This is a genomic window from Streptomyces tyrfis (genome assembly GCF_037034285.1).
Classification (GTDB): Bacteria; Actinomycetota; Actinomycetes; order Streptomycetales; family Streptomycetaceae; genus Streptomyces.
The window spans coordinates 262,565-277,012 of the sequence record NZ_JBAGJZ010000001.1; the positions used below are offsets into that span (position 1 = coordinate 262,565).

Genomic DNA, 14,448 nt, shown 5'->3' on the forward strand with positions numbered 1-14,448 from the left:
GATGTGGTGCATCGCAAGGCGAAGGGGCACCCGCATACTGGACGTATGCGGGCGTTCCGACAACGCCGCGAGGCGCCGCAGCTGTCGTCGCACGCCCGCCAGGGATGACGGGACAGCCCTTACGCGGGCGTGAGCCCCTGGTTGCCCACCTCCGTGACGAAGGACGCGGCGGTCGTGACCGGCGCCCCGGGCGTGGTGACGGCCGTCACCGTGCGGTAGTCGGCGCGCGCCCGCTCGCGGCCCAGGTCGACGAGGACGTATCCGCGCCGCCCGTTGAAGAACTTCAGGTGCGGGTTGGCGCGCATCTGGTTGTCCCAGCTGCCGGGCCGCTCCGAGCCGTCCTTGCCGCTGGTGATGGACGTGGTGACGATCTCCGTGCCCAGGGTGCGGGACGACGGGTCGTCGAAGTCCTTCTTCAGGTCGAAGCCGTAGTGCACGTGCACGTCGCCGGAGAGCACCATCAGGTTGTCGGCCCCGGTGGCCTCGGCGCCGTGCAGGATCCGCGCCCGGGAGGCGGGGTAGCCGTCCCAGGCGTCCATCGACAGCTTGAAGGCGTCGGTGGGGACGTCCTTGCGCCGGGCCATGACGACCTGCTGCGGGACGACGTTCCAGGTGGCCTTCGAGGCGCGCCAGCCGTCCAGCAGCCAGCGCTCCTGGGCGGCGCCGGTCATGGTGCGCGAGGGGTCCTCGGACTCCGGTCCGGGCTTCTGCCAGCCGTCGCCGTACGCCTGGTCGCTGCGGTACTGGCGGGTGTCGAGGATGTCGAACTGGGCGAGGGTGCCGAAGTGCAGTCGCCGGTGGAGCCTCATGTCCGGTCCCGCGGGGCGCTGCGGCAGGCGCAGCGGCTGGTTCTCCCAGTACGCCCGGTAGGCGGCGGCGCGGCGCAGCAGGAACTCCTCCGGCGGCACGTCGTTCTCGGGGATGTCGCCCGCGTAGTTGTTCTCGGTCTCGTGGTCGTCCCAGGTGACGACGAAGGGGTAGGCCGCGTGGGCGGCGCGCAGATCGGGGTCGGACTTGTAGAGGCCGTACCGCAGCCGGTAGTCCTCCAGCGTGATCGTCTCGCGGTTGAAGTGCGCGGGCAGCCTGCGGTCGGTGTACTTGCGGGCGCCGCCGGTCGCGTCGACGGCGTACTCGTAGAGGTAGTCCCCGAGGTGGAAGACGGCGTGGACGTCCTCCTCGGCGAGGTGCTTGTACGCGGTGAAGTAGCCGTCGTGGTAGGCCTGGCAGGAGACGGCGGCGAGCCGCAGCGAGCCGTTGCGGGCGCCGCGCGCGGGCGCGGTGCGGGTGCGGCCGACGGGGCTGGTCCAGCCCCCGGCGCGGAAGCGGTAGTAGAGGACCCGGTCGGCTTCGAGGCCCTTGGCCTCGACGTGGACGCTGTGGTCGAACTCCGGGTGGGCGGTGGCCGTTCCGCGCCGGACGACCCGTGAGAAGCGCGCGTCGCGGGCGAGTTCCCAGCTCACCTGGACCCGCGCCCGGGGCAGTCCGCCGCCGGTCTCGTACGGGCGGGGCGCGAGCCTGGTCCACAGCAGGACCGAGCCGGGCAGCGGGTCTCCGGAGGCGACGCCCAGGGTGAACGGGTCCTCCTTGATCTTCCGCGCGTCCAGTTCGGCGGCGCTCGCGGTGCCCGCGGCCGGCAGGTTGACCGAGAAGGCGAGCGCGGCGGCGGCACCGGTGACCGTGAGGAAGCGGCGCCGTCCGAAGTGCCGGGCCGCGTCGCGCATGTCCTGCGAGTGCGATGACTGCGTCATCAGTCCCTCCCCATGCTGGTGGTGTGCTCGCTGGTGATGTGCTCGGAACAGTGCACCGGCCCCGCCCGACCGGTTGTTGTCGTGCTCGCGTCGCGCGGGCGTCCGGTGGATGAGGAACGCGGCGGGAATGGATTCGAGGGGCAAAGCACGCATACGCGCCGAGGAGCATGATCTCCGCCCGGGAACCCGTCCATGCCGCCAACCCCCCGCCCCATACCCGTTCTTGACCGGTCTCGGAGTCCACCGGCCCACCCGCCGCTCCCGTCCCCGGCGACACGGCCCCGCCGGGGACGGGAGGGCGTACGCTGCGGCGCCATGACCAACAGAACGTCGAACTCCGCGCCGAGGACCGCCGTGGTGACGGGCGCCGGCTCCGGGATCGGCCGCGCGGTGGCGCTGGCCCTGGCCGGCGCCGGCTGGTCGGTGGCGCTCGCCGGCCGCCGCCCGGCCCCGCTCGCCGAGACCGCGGCGCTGGCCGGGGAGACCGCCCGGGTGATCACCGTTCCCGCCGACGTGTCGCGCCCCGAGGACGTGGACGCGCTGTTCGCCTCGGCACGCGAGTGCTTCGGCCCTCTCGGGCTGCTCTTCAACAACGCGGGCGTCTTCGGCCCGGGGCCGGTCCCGGTCGAGGACCTCTCGGTGGAGGACTGGCGCGCGGTGGTGGACGTGAACGTCACGGGCGCGTTCCTGTGCGCGCGAGCGGCGTACCGGCAGATGAAGGAGCAGGACCCGCAGGGCGGCCGGATCATCAACAACGGCTCGGTCTCCGCCCACGCGCCGCGCCCGCACTCGGTCGCCTACACCACGACCAAGCACGCCATCACGGGCCTGACGAAGTCGCTGTCGCTGGACGGCCGCCCGTACCGGATCGCGTGCGGGCAGATCGACATCGGCAACGCGGCCACGGACATGACGGAACGGATGCGCACCGGCGCCCTCCAGGCCAACGGCGAGCTCGCGGTGGAACCGGTGATGGACGCCGCGGACGTGGCCCGGACGGTGCTTCACATGGCGGAGCTGCCCCTGGAGGCGAACGTGCAGTTCGCGACGGTCATGGCGACGGCGATGCCGTACGTGGGGCGCGGCTGACGCGGCATCCGCTCCCCTGCCGGATTCCGGCGTTCCTCCCCGAGCGACCGCGGTGCCGTACTACGATCACAGTTCTTCACCGGAAACACACACGAGGATCATGGAATGCGCATACGCACCGCGGCTCCGCTCGCCCTGGCCGCCGCCACCGCCCTGGCCGGCTCGCTGCTCGTGACGGTCCCGGCGTCGGCCGCCCCGCACAAGGGCGGGCTGCACCTCGGGAAGATCCAGTACGACAGCCCCGGCAAGGACGACCGCAGCAACGCCTCGCTGAACGCCGAGTGGGTGGACATCCACAACAACGGCACGTCGAAGGTCCAGCTCAAGGGCTACAAGCTGAAGGACAACACCGGTTACACGTACACCTTCGGCAGCTACGCCCTGGGCGCGGGCAAGACCGTCAAGGTCCACACCGGCAAGGGGAAGAACAAGACCGGCCACGTCTACTGGAACCGCGGCTCGTACGTCTGGAACAACACCGGCGACAAGGCCCGGCTGATCAAGCCGAACGGCAAGCTCCTGGTCTCCTGCTCCTGGTCGAAGTCGGGCAAGGGCGTCAAGAACTGCCACTGACCCTGACGCCCCTCTCCCGCCCGCCTCCACCGCGGCCGCGCTCGAACCGGAACGGCTGCGCGGCGGCCTGGAGGCCGGGTTCGCCCGCGTGGACGGGTCCGCTCGCGCCGCTCGTACAGCGGGGCGATCTGACCGACCGGCAGCTTGCCGACCACGAGCCCCGTTCCGGCTCGGTTCCCTGGAGTGTGCGCGTTGGCCGCTGCCGTCCCTCGCCGCGCCGGTCGGCGTGCTCAGACTCGACGTGGCCCTGCGGCAGGCCGCCCGGAAGTCACCCCGCCCCCTCCCGCACGCTGCGGGAGGGGGCGGTTTGGTGCCGACGGCGCGGCCCTGGCGTTGTCGACGGAACCTCTGCGTCCCGTCCGTAGACTCCTCGACGCGGGGAGAATCACCCACGGCCGCGCTTCTGCCCGCGCCGTGATCGTCGCTGCTACAGGACCGCGAGGGTGAAGCTGGAGGACGTGGGGTGGCCGTTCTTGAGAGTCACCACGGTGATGGCGTCCCTGCGGTTGTCACACGATGTGGTGGGCTGCCCAATCGTCGAGACGCTGTCGGCGTGGATATGGGCATTGGCCAGGATCAGGGCGTTGGACGGGTTGATGCCGGCGTTCGGGTTGACGATGACGCAGTAGAGGCCCTCGCCGACCTGGAAACTGTCGACCACGTTCTTCTGCCTCAGCAGTTCACCGTGGAAGTCCACTTCGGCTGCGGCCCTGGCGTTGGGGGCGACGATCTCGGCGGGGGCCGCGACGGCCTGGGATGCGAAGACGGCCGACAGAACAGCGGCTCCCGCGAAGACAGCGGTGGTACGGCGCATGGCGTCACTCCAGGGATCGGCTCGCAGCGCGGATCCGCCGCGAAGTGATGAGATGCCGACGACGCTAGTGCGGGAGACCGCGGCAGAACGCCGGGCTGCCCGGGGAGTCATCTGATCAGGTGCCCGCCTGGAGCGCCTTCCGGCGCAATCAGAAGAAAAACCGATACCTGGTCGAGTGGCGTCCCAGGTGACCGTGGCCCGGGGCCCATCGGCCGAGGGCCGGGAATGCTCCGGGCCGTGATCCGGTTGACCTGCGGCATGAGCCAGCATTCAGTCTCCGGGGTCCTGCGTTACACCGCCTTCTCCGCCGACCCGGAGGGCGGCAATCCGGCGGGCGTGGTCCTGGACGCGTCCGGTCTCGACGACGCCGCGATGCTCGCGGTCGCGGCCGGACTGGGCTACAGCGAATCCGCCTTTCTCACCGGCCGGAGCGGACCGGCGGCCGGTGAAGAGCCTGCGACCGGCGAGAAGCCGACGGGCGGCGAGGTACCGGCGGACGCCCGAGCAGCGGCGGCCGGTGAAGAGCCGTCGGCCGTCCGGGAGTACGCGATCCGCTACTTCAGCCCGAAGGCCGAGGTCCCGTTCTGCGGCCATGCCACCGTCGCCGCGGCGCTCGCGCTGGCCGAGCGCGACGGACCCGGCGACCTGGTGTTCCACACCTCGGCGGGCCCGGTCCCGGTCACCGTAGTCCAGGAGGGCGCCGAGCTCCGCGCCACGCTCACCAGCGTCGAGCCGCAGGTCACCGACATCGCGCCGGACGACGTGGCGGAGGCGCTGGCCGCGCTGCGCTGGCCGGCCGCCGACCTCGACCCGGCCCTGCCGCCCCGAATCTCCTACGCGGGCGCACGCCATCTGGTGCTGGCCGCCGGGAGCCGGGAGCGCCTCGCCCGTCTCGACTACGACTTCGCGCGTCTCGACGCGCTGATGCAGCGACTCGACCTGACCACCCTGCAACTGGTGTGGCGGGCGTCCGGGACCGTCTTCCACGTCCGCGACCCGTTCCCGGTCGGCGGCGTGGTCGAGGACCCCGCCACGGGTGCGGCGGCGGCCGCGTTCGGGGCGTACGCCCGCGCGCTGGGGCTGGTACCGGACACCGCGGTGCTCACGCTCCACCAGGGGGAGGACATGGGCCGCCCCGGCACGCTCACCGTCGAACTGCGCGCCGGCGACGCCCGGGTGCGGGTCAGCGGCACCGGCGCCCGGATCCCTGACTGACGCCCCGGCACGCCCTTGCCGCAACCCCTGGCGCACCCCGGAGCGACTCCCGGTACTCCCCGGAGCGACTCCCGGCACGCCCGGCGCAACTCCCGGCACGCCCTACTGCCCCGGCGTGCGCGTGGGGACAAGTGCGGGGGCGGTGCCGGGCGCGGCCCGTCGCAAGGAGTCCAGGTGCCCCCGGTACCAGGCGGCGTGCCGGGCGAACGCGGTCGTGAAGCCCTCGCCCGGCTCCCAGTCGAGGTCGCGGCCCGCCCGGTCGTCGGCGAACCAGTGGTCCACGGTGAGCATGCCGAAGTGGTGCAGCGCGTACGGCACGTCCGCGAGCCGCTCGCGCGCCTCGGCCGGACCGATCCGCTCGGCCCCCCAGGGCAGTCCGAGCCCGTCGACGACCGCGGCCAGCAGCTGGGAACAGCTCACCGGCTCGGGGTGGTTGACGTGGTAGACGCCGGCCGGATCGTGCCGGGACAGGGCCGCGCCCAGCAGCGCCCGGCCCAGCGCGCCCGCCTCGATCATCGAGTGCCGCGCCCCGCACCCGGCCGGCACGGCCGCGAGCCGCCCCAGCAGCCCGACCAGCCCGGGCACGGCCCACCGGTCCCCGGCCCCGTACACGATGTGCGGGCGGACGACGACACCGCCGGCCGCGAGGACGTGCCGCTCGGCGGCGGCGCGGGTCAGACTGGTCACGGAGGCCGGGGCGGGCTCGGCGTCCCCCGGCCGCAGCCGGACGAACGGGCCCCGCCCGTAGACGGACGCCGTGCTCAGCTGGACGATCCGGGGCACGCCCCGGCGGACCGCCTCCTCGACCAGAGCCCGAGTTCCTTGATCATTTACGGACCGCGCGGTCGGTTCGTTATGTCCGATCTCGGAGGCGCAGTGGATCAGCGCGTCGACCCCTTCGCAGCTGCCGCGCAGCGTCTCCGGGTCGGCGAGATCCCCGTGCACCGTCTCGATCCCGACCCCGGCCACGCCCCCCGACCCGTCCCCGGAACCGTTGCCCGGCCCGTTCCCGCTGGCCGCGACGACGGCCGGGGCGAGGGCGGTCCGGTGGGTCATCAACCGCAGCCGGAGGCCGGGCACGGCGCGGGCCGCGGCCACCACATGGCCGCCGACGAATCCGCTCGCGCCGGTGACGAGCACCCGCGGCCCGTCCGGCGCGCCCCGCGCGGCGGAGGCGTCCGCCGTCACGACTGCCCGCCCCGCCCGCGGCCCTGCCGCGTCCCGTGTCCGTCCCGGGGCGGCGCCACCAGGCGTCGGGAGCCCTGGACGGGCGAGTCGAGGGTGCAGGTGAAGGCCGGCCGGTCGTCCTGGGTGGCCGTGACGCGCACCCGGGACACCGCCGGGTCGTCGGCCGGGACGTGCCGCGCCTCGATCCAGCAGGGGCGGTCGAGTTCGACGTACCGGAGGAAGTCGGTCCGCAGCGACGCGGGGAGGAAGTCGTGGCCGGGGGTGGCGGCGACGGCCGCCTGGCGGGCCGCCTCCAGCAGCAGAATGCCCGGCACGTGGTCGTTGGGCCGGGCGAACAGGGTCGGGTGCTCGGTGTCGACCCGCAGCCGCCAGGCGTTCCGGTGGGCGGCGGGGGCGAGCACGACGTCGCGTTCGTCCGCCCTGCCCACCTCGGCCGGATCGACGGCGGGCAGCAGGGGTATCGGCGCGCCCACGACGTGCCGGCGGCCGCCCCGCAGCTTGTCGTACGCCTTGGCCGAGGTGCAGCTGATGCGCCCGCCGCCCCGGGCGAGGACGGTGCCCAGGCGGTGCAGGAGCAGTTCCACGTGCATGGAGCCGATGCTCTGGCGGAGGCGTCTGATCCGGGAACAGGCGACGTCCACGGTGATGTCCCAGGGCTCGTCCCCCAGCAGCAGCCGGTGCGGCTCGGAGACGTAGGCCAGCTCCCACATGACGAACTGGTCCCCGACCGGCACCCCGAACTCCGCGTGCCCCAGGAGCATCGTCGTCTGCCGCATGGTCTCCGCGATCAGCAGCGGGTCCTGGTAGCGGCCCGCCACGGGCGTGAAGAACCGGTGCGCGCGCGGCCATCGGGCCGACACCGAGAACTGGGTGCCGGTCTGCGGGGTCCAGCCGACGGGGAAGACGTCCCGCGGGTCGGGCCGGTGGACCAGGCGTCCCAGCAGATCCCCGTCCACCTGCCCCCGCCCGGGGGCCGGCCCTTCGGCGCCGGGGGCTCCGGCGGGTGCGGGCACTCCGACGCCCTGGGCGCGGGGTGGAGTTCCGTACGAGGTGACCTGAACCATGAACGTTCCTCCCGAGAATCCGTACCGGGAGGGCAGGCCGCCTCCGCAGTAAGATACTGACAGTCCGGTTTTCCTATCCAGCCACACCTGGTGCTGACCACGCCACGGCTGAGAGAGACTTGTAGCTGATGGCACAGCAGGCGCGCGCGATCCAGACCCGTCGGTCGATCCTGGTGGCGGCCGCCGCCGTCTTCGATGAACGCGGCTACAGCAGCGCCACCATCAGCGAGATCCTCGCGCGTGCCGGGGTCACCAAGGGCGCGCTCTACTTCCACTTCACGTCGAAGGAGGATCTGGCCCTCGGCGTGATGGACGTGCAGCTGGACGGCGATCCGCTGCCGCCCCAGCTGACGAAGCTTCAGGAGCTGGTCGACCAGGGAATGCTGCTCGCCTACCGGCTCCGCCACGAGCCGCTGGTCCGCGCCAGCGTCGGGCTGGCCATGGACCAGGCGGTGGAGGGGCTCGACCGGGGCACCCCCTTCCGTGCCTGGATAGACCGGCTCGAACACCTGCTGAACGCCGCGAAGGAGCAGGGCGAGCTGCTCCCGCACGTGAACCCCCGCGAGACCGCGGAAATGCTGGCCGGTTCGTTCTCCGGCATCCAGGTGATGTCCCAAGCCCTGTGCAAGCGGGAGGACTTGGGACATCGTATTTCGGTCCTTCTGCACTATGTGCTGCCGAGCATCGCGACACCGGCCATGCTGGCCACGCTCGACATGGCCGAGGACCGCGGTGAGCGGCTCTTCGACACCATCGACTCGGCGCCGAGCCGGGCCGGCGCGACCGGCTGAAGCCTACCGCCCGTCGGCCGGCGCCCCTCGGCCGGTGGCCGGAAGTCGTCTACTCCGCACGGAGGATACCGGTCCGTCCGGTGGCACCCGGGGCGCCCGGTGACCAGACTGGGACGGCCGGACGGCCGCACTCCCCCGCCGCTCCTCGGCTTCGCACCGCTTCCGCGCGGCCCGTCGGCACGGAGTCAGTCCCGAGACAGGAGTCACCGATGCCCATCCGCCGGGTCGTCCCCACCATCCGGACCGCCGCCTCCCCCAGGGCCGCGATGGAGCGGAACACGGAGTTCTACGGCCTGTTGGGCTTCCGGGAGGTCATGAACCACGGCTGGATCATGACACTCGCCTCCCCCTCGCAGCCGTCGGCGCAGCTCAGCATCGTGGCGGCCGACGCGACCGCGCCGGTCACCCCGGACCTGAGCGTGGAGGTGGACGACGTGGACGCGGCCTACGCGACCCTGCGGGAGAAGGGCGCGGAGATCGTGTACCCCCTGCACGACGAGGACTGGGGCGTACGGCGCTTCTTCGTCCGCGATCCCAACGGCCGGGTGGTCAACGTGCTGAGCCACCGCTGAGCGGGCCGGGCGGGCCGGGCGGGCCGTGTCGTCGAACCGCCGTCCGCCGCGCGGAGCAGGTTCGACGGCACGCCCCGTGACCCGCCTTGGGACCGCCGCGCCCGTCTCCCGGCCGCCGTGCCCGCCGTGCGCGGTCCGGCGCCGGGCCCTACGCCGCCAGGGCGTCGTCGTACGGGAGGATCCGCCGCAGCAGGCCCCGCGGATGGCCCCGTTCGCGCCATTCCCTCGGGTAGCCGATGGAGACCTCCTCGAAGCGCACCCCGTCGTACCAGGTGGTGCGCGGGATGTGCAGATGGCCGTAGACCACGGCCGCCACGTTGAAGCGCCGGTGCCAGTCGGCGGTGAGCTCGGTGCCGCACCACTGGGCGAACTCGGGGTACTTCAGCACGTCCGTGGGCTGCCGCACCAGGGGCCAGTGACCGGCGAGGACCAGCGGAACCGCCGGGTCGTGCACGGCGAGCCGCCGCTCCGTCTCGGCCGCCCGCGCCCGGCACCAGTCGTCGCGGCCCGGGTACGGGTCGGGGTGGAGCAGGTACTCGTCGGTGCACACCACTCCCGTCCGGTGCGCGTACGCCAGGGACTCCTCCTTGGTCGCGGTGCCCGGCGCCCGGAAGCTGTAGTCGTACAGCACGAACACGGGCGCCACCGCCACCGGCCCGCCGGGCCCGGACCACACCGGGTACGGGTCCTGCGGGGTGGACACCCCGAGGCCGCGGCAGACCTCGACCAGGTGCTCGTACCGTTCCCTGCCGCGCAGCTGCGACGAGTCCCGCGTGGGCGTCCACAGTTCGTGGTTCCCGGGCGTCCAGAGCACCCGGGCGAAGCGCCCCGCGAGCAGCCGCAGCGCCCATTCCACGTCCTCGACGCGCTCCGCCACGTCCCCGGCGACGATCAGCCAGTCCTCGTCCGACTCCGGCCGGAGGGACTCGGTGACGGGGCGGTTCTCCCCGATGCCGACATGCAGGTCGCTCACCGCGAAGAGGGAGCCGCGGTTTCCGGAGGCGCGTGGGGACACTGGAGAACCCTTCCCGAGAAGTGACTCCCCTGATCGTGCCTCACGACCGGCGCTCCGCCCAGCGGTTCCCGCGACTCGGCCCGGCGGGTCCGGCCCCGGAGGCCGTGGCCCCCGGGGTGGGCGGCAGCGGCCGACGGCCCGCGGTCACCCGGCCGGGGGCGTCCGGGCGGACCAGTGCAGGCCGTGGCCGAAGCCGAAGAGCGGGTCGGCCGTGTCGAAGGGGACGTCCTCGCGGGCGGCGGCGACCGCCGCCCCCGAGCGGGGCAGGTCGAAGGGGAGCCGTCCGCTCACCGTCGCCCGGCCGCTCACGGCGTCCAGCAGGATGTCGTCGTCGACGCCGAACGTCCCGACGAGGGTGACGGACGGGATGGCGTCGAGCGGGGTCAGCACGGCCGCGCGTTCCAGGAAGACGTCGACGACCGTGGGCACGGCCGCCGCGACGCGCTCGACGTGCCGGACGGTCTCCTCCGGGAATTCGAGGCCGCCGGAGTGGAACGCCGCTTCGAGCGTGCCCTCGGGGTGGGCGTCGAAGGGCGCGGCCAGCCGCAGGATCGCCAGGTCGGCCTCGGCGACGTCGTCGACCGGGACGGCGTACCCGGCCAGGACGTCCGGGTCGATCCCCTCGGCGTAGACCCGCGTGTCCGGGCCGAGCCGGGCGGGGCGGCCGGTCAGGGCGACGACGGACGCCGCCTGCGCCCGGCGGGCGAGCGCGAGGTTCCCGGGGTTCGCGACGCGGCGGCCGACGGCGGCCGGTTCGGCGGCGCCCGCGGCCGGGTCGTCGAGCAGGCCGAGCCGCTCCTTGTCCCGGAGCACGCGCCGCACGGAGGCGTCGAGGCGTTCCTCGGTGACGAGCCCGCGGTCCAGCGCCTCCAGGACGAGCGTCGGATCGTCCTCTCCGCCGAGCTGGTCGACGCCCGCCTCGAAGAGCCGCCCGACGCGTTCGACCGGGGGGAGCGAGAGAAGTCCCCAGGCGCGCACCGGGAGTTCGACGCCCAGGCGGGGCAGCCTCATGCCGGTCACGATGTTGAAGTCGGTGACGACCACGCCGTCGAAGCCGAGCCGGCCGCGCAGCAGGCCGGTGATGAGGTCGCGCTGGAAGGCGAAGCCCACCTCGTCGTAGTCGAGGCCGAGCGGGGCGGCGTAGCCGGGCATCATCATCGCGACGCCCTCCTCGATCGCGGCGGCGAACGGCAGGAGGTGGTCCTCGAAGCGTCCGCCGGGGTACACCGTGTGCGCCCCGCGTGCGAAGTGGGAGTCCTCGCCGCCCTGCTGCGGTCCGCCGCCGGGGAAGTGCTTGGCCGTCGCCAGCACGCGCTCGTGGGCGCCGCCGCTCTGGAGGCCCCGGACGAAGGCGCGGATCATCGTGGCCGCGTGGCCGGGGTCCTCGCCGAAGGTGCCCGCGACGCGCGCCCAGCGCGGTTCGGTGGCGAGGTCGGCCATGGGGTGCACCGCGATGTGCACGCCGGCCGCGCGCAGTTCGCGGGCCATCATCCGGGCGACCTCCTCGACGAGCCCGGGGTCCCAGGTGGCGGCGAGGCCGATCGGCTCGGTCATCGCGCTGAACCCGCCGCCGCTCTGGCTGACCTGGCCGTTGCGCCCGCGGCCGTGCGTCGGGTCCGAGCCGACGGTGACGGGGATGCCGAGCCGCGAGCGGGCCGTGATCGCCCGTATCGCCTCGCCCCAGCGTGCCAGCGCCTCCGTGCCGGGGACGTTCATCAGTCCCAGGTGCCCGACGTGGCGTTCGAGGAGCAGCTCGGTGGTGGGGGTGAAGCCGAACGGCGATTCGGCCTCGGTGCCCTCCCAGGGGGTGCCGTCCGGGTTGATCGTCACCCGCGCGGCGAGCAGCGCTCCCGCCTTCTCTTCCACGGTCATGGCGCTGACGAGGCGCTCCACACGGGACGAGGGAGCGGCCGGTGAGGTGGTGTCGGTGGTGTGCATGCGCTCACGCTAGGACGGCCCGGACCCCGGCCGCGGGCAAATGACTTAGTCTTCACTAAGTATTACTTAGTCGTCGCTAAGTGTTCAGCCGCAGGTCCATGACGGCTTCCTACGCTCACGGCGGGAGCTCACCCGAGCGCCCGTCGACGGGCGCTCGTCCGAGCCTCCCCGCAGAACGCACAGCGACCGAAGGATCCCCCGTGACCCCCCGCCCTCCCGAGCCGCCGGCCTCCCGCCTTCCCGAACCGCCGCCGCGCGTGCCCATGTCGCGCGTCTATCTGCTCGCGTTGATCGAGCTCGCCGCGCTGGGGCCGATCGCCACGGCGCTGGCCGCGTCGCTCTCCCTGAAGGTCCTGGAGATCGCGCCGGGGACGAAGGAGTCCTCGCTGGCGCTGGTGACCACGGTCGGCGCGGTCGCCGCGCTGATCTCGAACCCGGTCTGGGGCCACTTCTCGGACCGCACCCGGTCCCGCTTCGGGCGGCGCCGCCCGTGGATCGTCGGCGGCACGCTGCTGGGCGCGGTGAGCGCCGTGCTGATGCTGCTGGCGCCCGGCGTCGGCTGGCTGGCGGCGGCCTGGGCGCTCGGCCAGCTCGGCTACAACGCCGTGACGGCGGCGCTCAACGCGATGCTCGCCGACCAGGTTCCGGAGGAGCAGCGGTCGAAGGCGTCGGGCGTGTTCGGCGCCTTCGGCTTCCTCGGCATGGTCCCGGCGATGCTGATCGCGGCGCTGTTCGCCGGCGATCTGCCGGTGGTGATGCTGTCGATGCCGCTGCTGTCGGTCGTGATCGCGGGGGCCGTCTGCGCGGTCGTCCCCGATCCGCCCGTGGCCTCGGCCGCGGCGCCGGCGCGGCGGCTCGGGGACGTGTTCCGGGCGTTCCTGTTCAACCCGTTCCGCGTGCCCGCGTACTCGCTCGCCTGGCTCCAGCGGTGCGTGATGCAGTTCGGGTACACGATCGTGGGGACCTTCGGCCTCTTCTACCTGATCGAGCGGCTCGGGATGGGGCAGGACGAGGCGGTCTCGCTCACCTCGGTCGCCACGATCGCGGGGGCCGCGTTCAACGTCGTGGCCGCGTTCGCCTGCGGGCATCTGGCGTCGCGCCGGGGGAACTACGGCCCGTTCGTCCTCGTCGCGGTGGGGGGCATGACCCTGTCCCTGCTCATGAAGGCGTTCACGGGCGACCTGGCGGTCTTCTGGGCGAGCACGGTCATCGCCGGCTTCGCGCTGGGCGTGTACTACTCCATCGACCTCGCGCTGGTCCTGCGAACGCTCCCGGCCGGCGAGGAGGGCAAGTACCTCGGCATCTTCAACCTGGCCAAGACGATCCCGCAGTCGGTCGCGCCCGCGCTGGCCCCGGTCGTCCTCGCGTGGGGCGGCCCGGACCCGGTGTCCGGGCACGCGCAGAACTACGCGTCGCTCTATCTGGCGGCCGCGGCCGCCGTCGTGCTCTCCCTCGCCGCGCTGCCGGGCCTCCGCCCGGTCCTCCGCCGCGCGCCCGTGGCCCCGGCGGCGCGCGGCGCCGCACCCGTGACCCCCGAGGACGTGACCCTGTGAACGAACCCAACGAACCCAACGAACCCAACGAACCCAACGAACCCAACGAACCGAATGAGTTGAACGAGTTGAGCGAGTCGAGTGTGCTGAACGAGTTGAGTGCGCCGAACGAGACGAACGAGCCGACCGCCCTCGCCGAGCGGCGGATACGCGAGCCCGAGGGGCTGGTCAACTTCCGCGATCTGGGCGGTCTGCGCGCCGGCGCCACGACGGTCCGTCCGGGGGTGCTCTGCCGTTCGGCCGGGCTCGCCTCGCTGACCGGGGCCGGAATCGCGGCGCTCCGCGACGGCGTCGCGCTGGTGGCCGACCTGCGCTCGGAGCACGAGGCCCAGGCCGCCCCGGCGACGGCGCATCCCGTCACCGTCCGGCTGCCCCTGCTGGACGGCGACGCCCTCGCCATGGCCCGCGTCCCGACGCTGGACGAGGTCTACACGAACCTCCTCGACACGGCGGGCCGCACCTTCGTCCGCGTCGCCCGCCTGGTCGCGGAGACGGACGGCGCGGTCCTGGTGCACTGCACGGCGGGCAAGGACCGCACCGGGCTGGCCGTGGCGCTGCTGCTGGACGCGGTGGGCGCGGACCGGGACGCGGTCGTCGCCGACTACGCGCTCAGCGAGGACCGCCTCGCGGGCGCCTGGTCCGACCGGATGACCGCCTCGGTGCGTGCCATGGGCGTCGAGGTCACGCCCGGGATCGAGGCGCTGATCACCCGCAGCCCCGCCCCCGTCATGGCGCGGACGCTCGCCCTGCTGGACTCCGGACACGGCGGCGCGGTCCCCTATCTGACCGCCCACGGCCTGGACGAGGACACGCTCGACCGGCTGCGCGAGCGCCTGCTGAACCACGCCTGAGACGCCCCGGGAACCGTCCCGCCGGCCCACCGGCGGG

Annotated in this window: 13 protein-coding genes and 1 pseudogene; 8 read left to right on the forward strand and 6 right to left on the reverse strand. The window is 73.4% G+C overall.

Translation table 11 applies throughout. The annotated features are described in order from the left end of the window. Positions 1 to 119 precede the first annotated feature (119 nt). Entirely contained in the window at positions 120 to 1,748 is a 1,629-nt protein-coding gene (locus tag WA762_RS01140; protein ID WP_335931963.1) for an alkaline phosphatase D family protein, read from the reverse strand. A gap of 315 nt (positions 1,749 to 2,063) precedes the next feature. Here WA762_RS01140 and WA762_RS01145 point away from each other — a divergent pair, with 315 nt between their 5' ends. The 3 genes and pseudogenes from WA762_RS01145 to WA762_RS35620 form a co-directional block, all read left to right on the forward strand. Beyond that, a complete protein-coding gene (locus WA762_RS01145) occupies positions 2,064 to 2,837 on the forward strand; it encodes an SDR family oxidoreductase (protein ID WP_335931965.1) in 774 nt (257 codons plus the stop codon). Positions 2,838 to 2,942: 105 nt separating this feature from the next. Continuing rightward, positions 2,943 to 3,410, forward strand: coding sequence for a lamin tail domain-containing protein (locus tag WA762_RS01150; protein ID WP_335931967.1), 468 nt, complete (start codon positions 2,943 to 2,945; stop codon positions 3,408 to 3,410). Between the two features lie 55 nt (positions 3,411 to 3,465). Further along, positions 3,466 to 3,672: pseudogene (locus WA762_RS35620) on the forward strand (hypothetical protein); the annotation flags it as partial. 165 nt (positions 3,673 to 3,837) lie between these two features. On the opposite strand, the gene WA762_RS01155 reads toward WA762_RS35620, so the two are convergent. Next, a complete protein-coding gene (locus WA762_RS01155) occupies positions 3,838 to 4,224 on the reverse strand; it encodes a hypothetical protein (RefSeq protein ID WP_335931969.1) in 387 nt (128 codons plus the stop codon). A 258-nt stretch (positions 4,225 to 4,482) separates the two neighbouring features. Between WA762_RS01155 and WA762_RS01160 the strand changes: the two genes are divergently transcribed. Next, positions 4,483 to 5,439: a PhzF family phenazine biosynthesis protein gene (locus tag WA762_RS01160; protein WP_335931971.1), complete on the forward strand. Its 957-nt coding sequence runs from the start codon at positions 4,483 to 4,485 to the stop codon at positions 5,437 to 5,439. Between the two features lie 102 nt (positions 5,440 to 5,541). Here the strand turns inward: WA762_RS01160 and WA762_RS01165 are convergent, their stop codons facing one another. Next, positions 5,542 to 6,627: an NAD-dependent epimerase/dehydratase family protein gene (locus tag WA762_RS01165; RefSeq protein ID WP_335931973.1), complete on the reverse strand. Its 1,086-nt coding sequence runs from the start codon at positions 6,625 to 6,627 to the stop codon at positions 5,542 to 5,544. Beyond that, positions 6,624 to 7,691, reverse strand: a complete 1,068-nt coding sequence (locus WA762_RS01170) for a ScbA/BarX family gamma-butyrolactone biosynthesis protein (protein WP_335931975.1) — start codon at positions 7,689 to 7,691, stop codon at positions 6,624 to 6,626. The genes WA762_RS01165 and WA762_RS01170 overlap by 4 nt, the downstream gene beginning before the upstream one ends. A gap of 128 nt (positions 7,692 to 7,819) precedes the next feature. On the opposite strand from WA762_RS01170, the gene WA762_RS01175 reads away from it, so the two are divergent. Then, on the forward strand, positions 7,820 to 8,482 hold the full coding sequence (locus WA762_RS01175; RefSeq protein WP_335931977.1) for a ScbR family autoregulator-binding transcription factor: 663 nt from the start codon (positions 7,820 to 7,822) through the stop codon (positions 8,480 to 8,482). A gap of 209 nt (positions 8,483 to 8,691) precedes the next feature. Continuing rightward, positions 8,692 to 9,054: a VOC family protein gene (locus WA762_RS01180; protein ID WP_335931979.1), complete on the forward strand. Its 363-nt coding sequence runs from the start codon at positions 8,692 to 8,694 to the stop codon at positions 9,052 to 9,054. A gap of 148 nt (positions 9,055 to 9,202) precedes the next feature. Here WA762_RS01180 and WA762_RS01185 read toward each other — a convergent pair whose 3' ends face one another. Beyond that, entirely contained in the window at positions 9,203 to 10,069 is an 867-nt protein-coding gene (locus WA762_RS01185; protein ID WP_335931981.1) for a metallophosphoesterase family protein, read from the reverse strand. A 144-nt stretch (positions 10,070 to 10,213) separates the two neighbouring features. Continuing rightward, positions 10,214 to 12,007 carry a glycoside hydrolase family 3 protein gene (locus WA762_RS01190; RefSeq protein WP_335931983.1) on the reverse strand — a complete coding sequence of 598 codons (1,794 nt, stop codon included), beginning with the start codon at positions 12,005 to 12,007 and terminating at the stop codon, positions 10,214 to 10,216. 200 nt (positions 12,008 to 12,207) lie between these two features. On the opposite strand from WA762_RS01190, the gene WA762_RS01195 reads away from it, so the two are divergent. Further along, positions 12,208 to 13,560: an MFS transporter gene (locus WA762_RS01195; protein WP_335931985.1), complete on the forward strand. Its 1,353-nt coding sequence runs from the start codon at positions 12,208 to 12,210 to the stop codon at positions 13,558 to 13,560. Beyond that, positions 13,557 to 14,411, forward strand: a complete 855-nt coding sequence (locus WA762_RS01200) for a tyrosine-protein phosphatase (RefSeq protein WP_335931987.1) — start codon at positions 13,557 to 13,559, stop codon at positions 14,409 to 14,411. The genes WA762_RS01195 and WA762_RS01200 overlap by 4 nt, the downstream gene beginning before the upstream one ends. Positions 14,412 to 14,448: the final 37 nt, after the last annotated feature.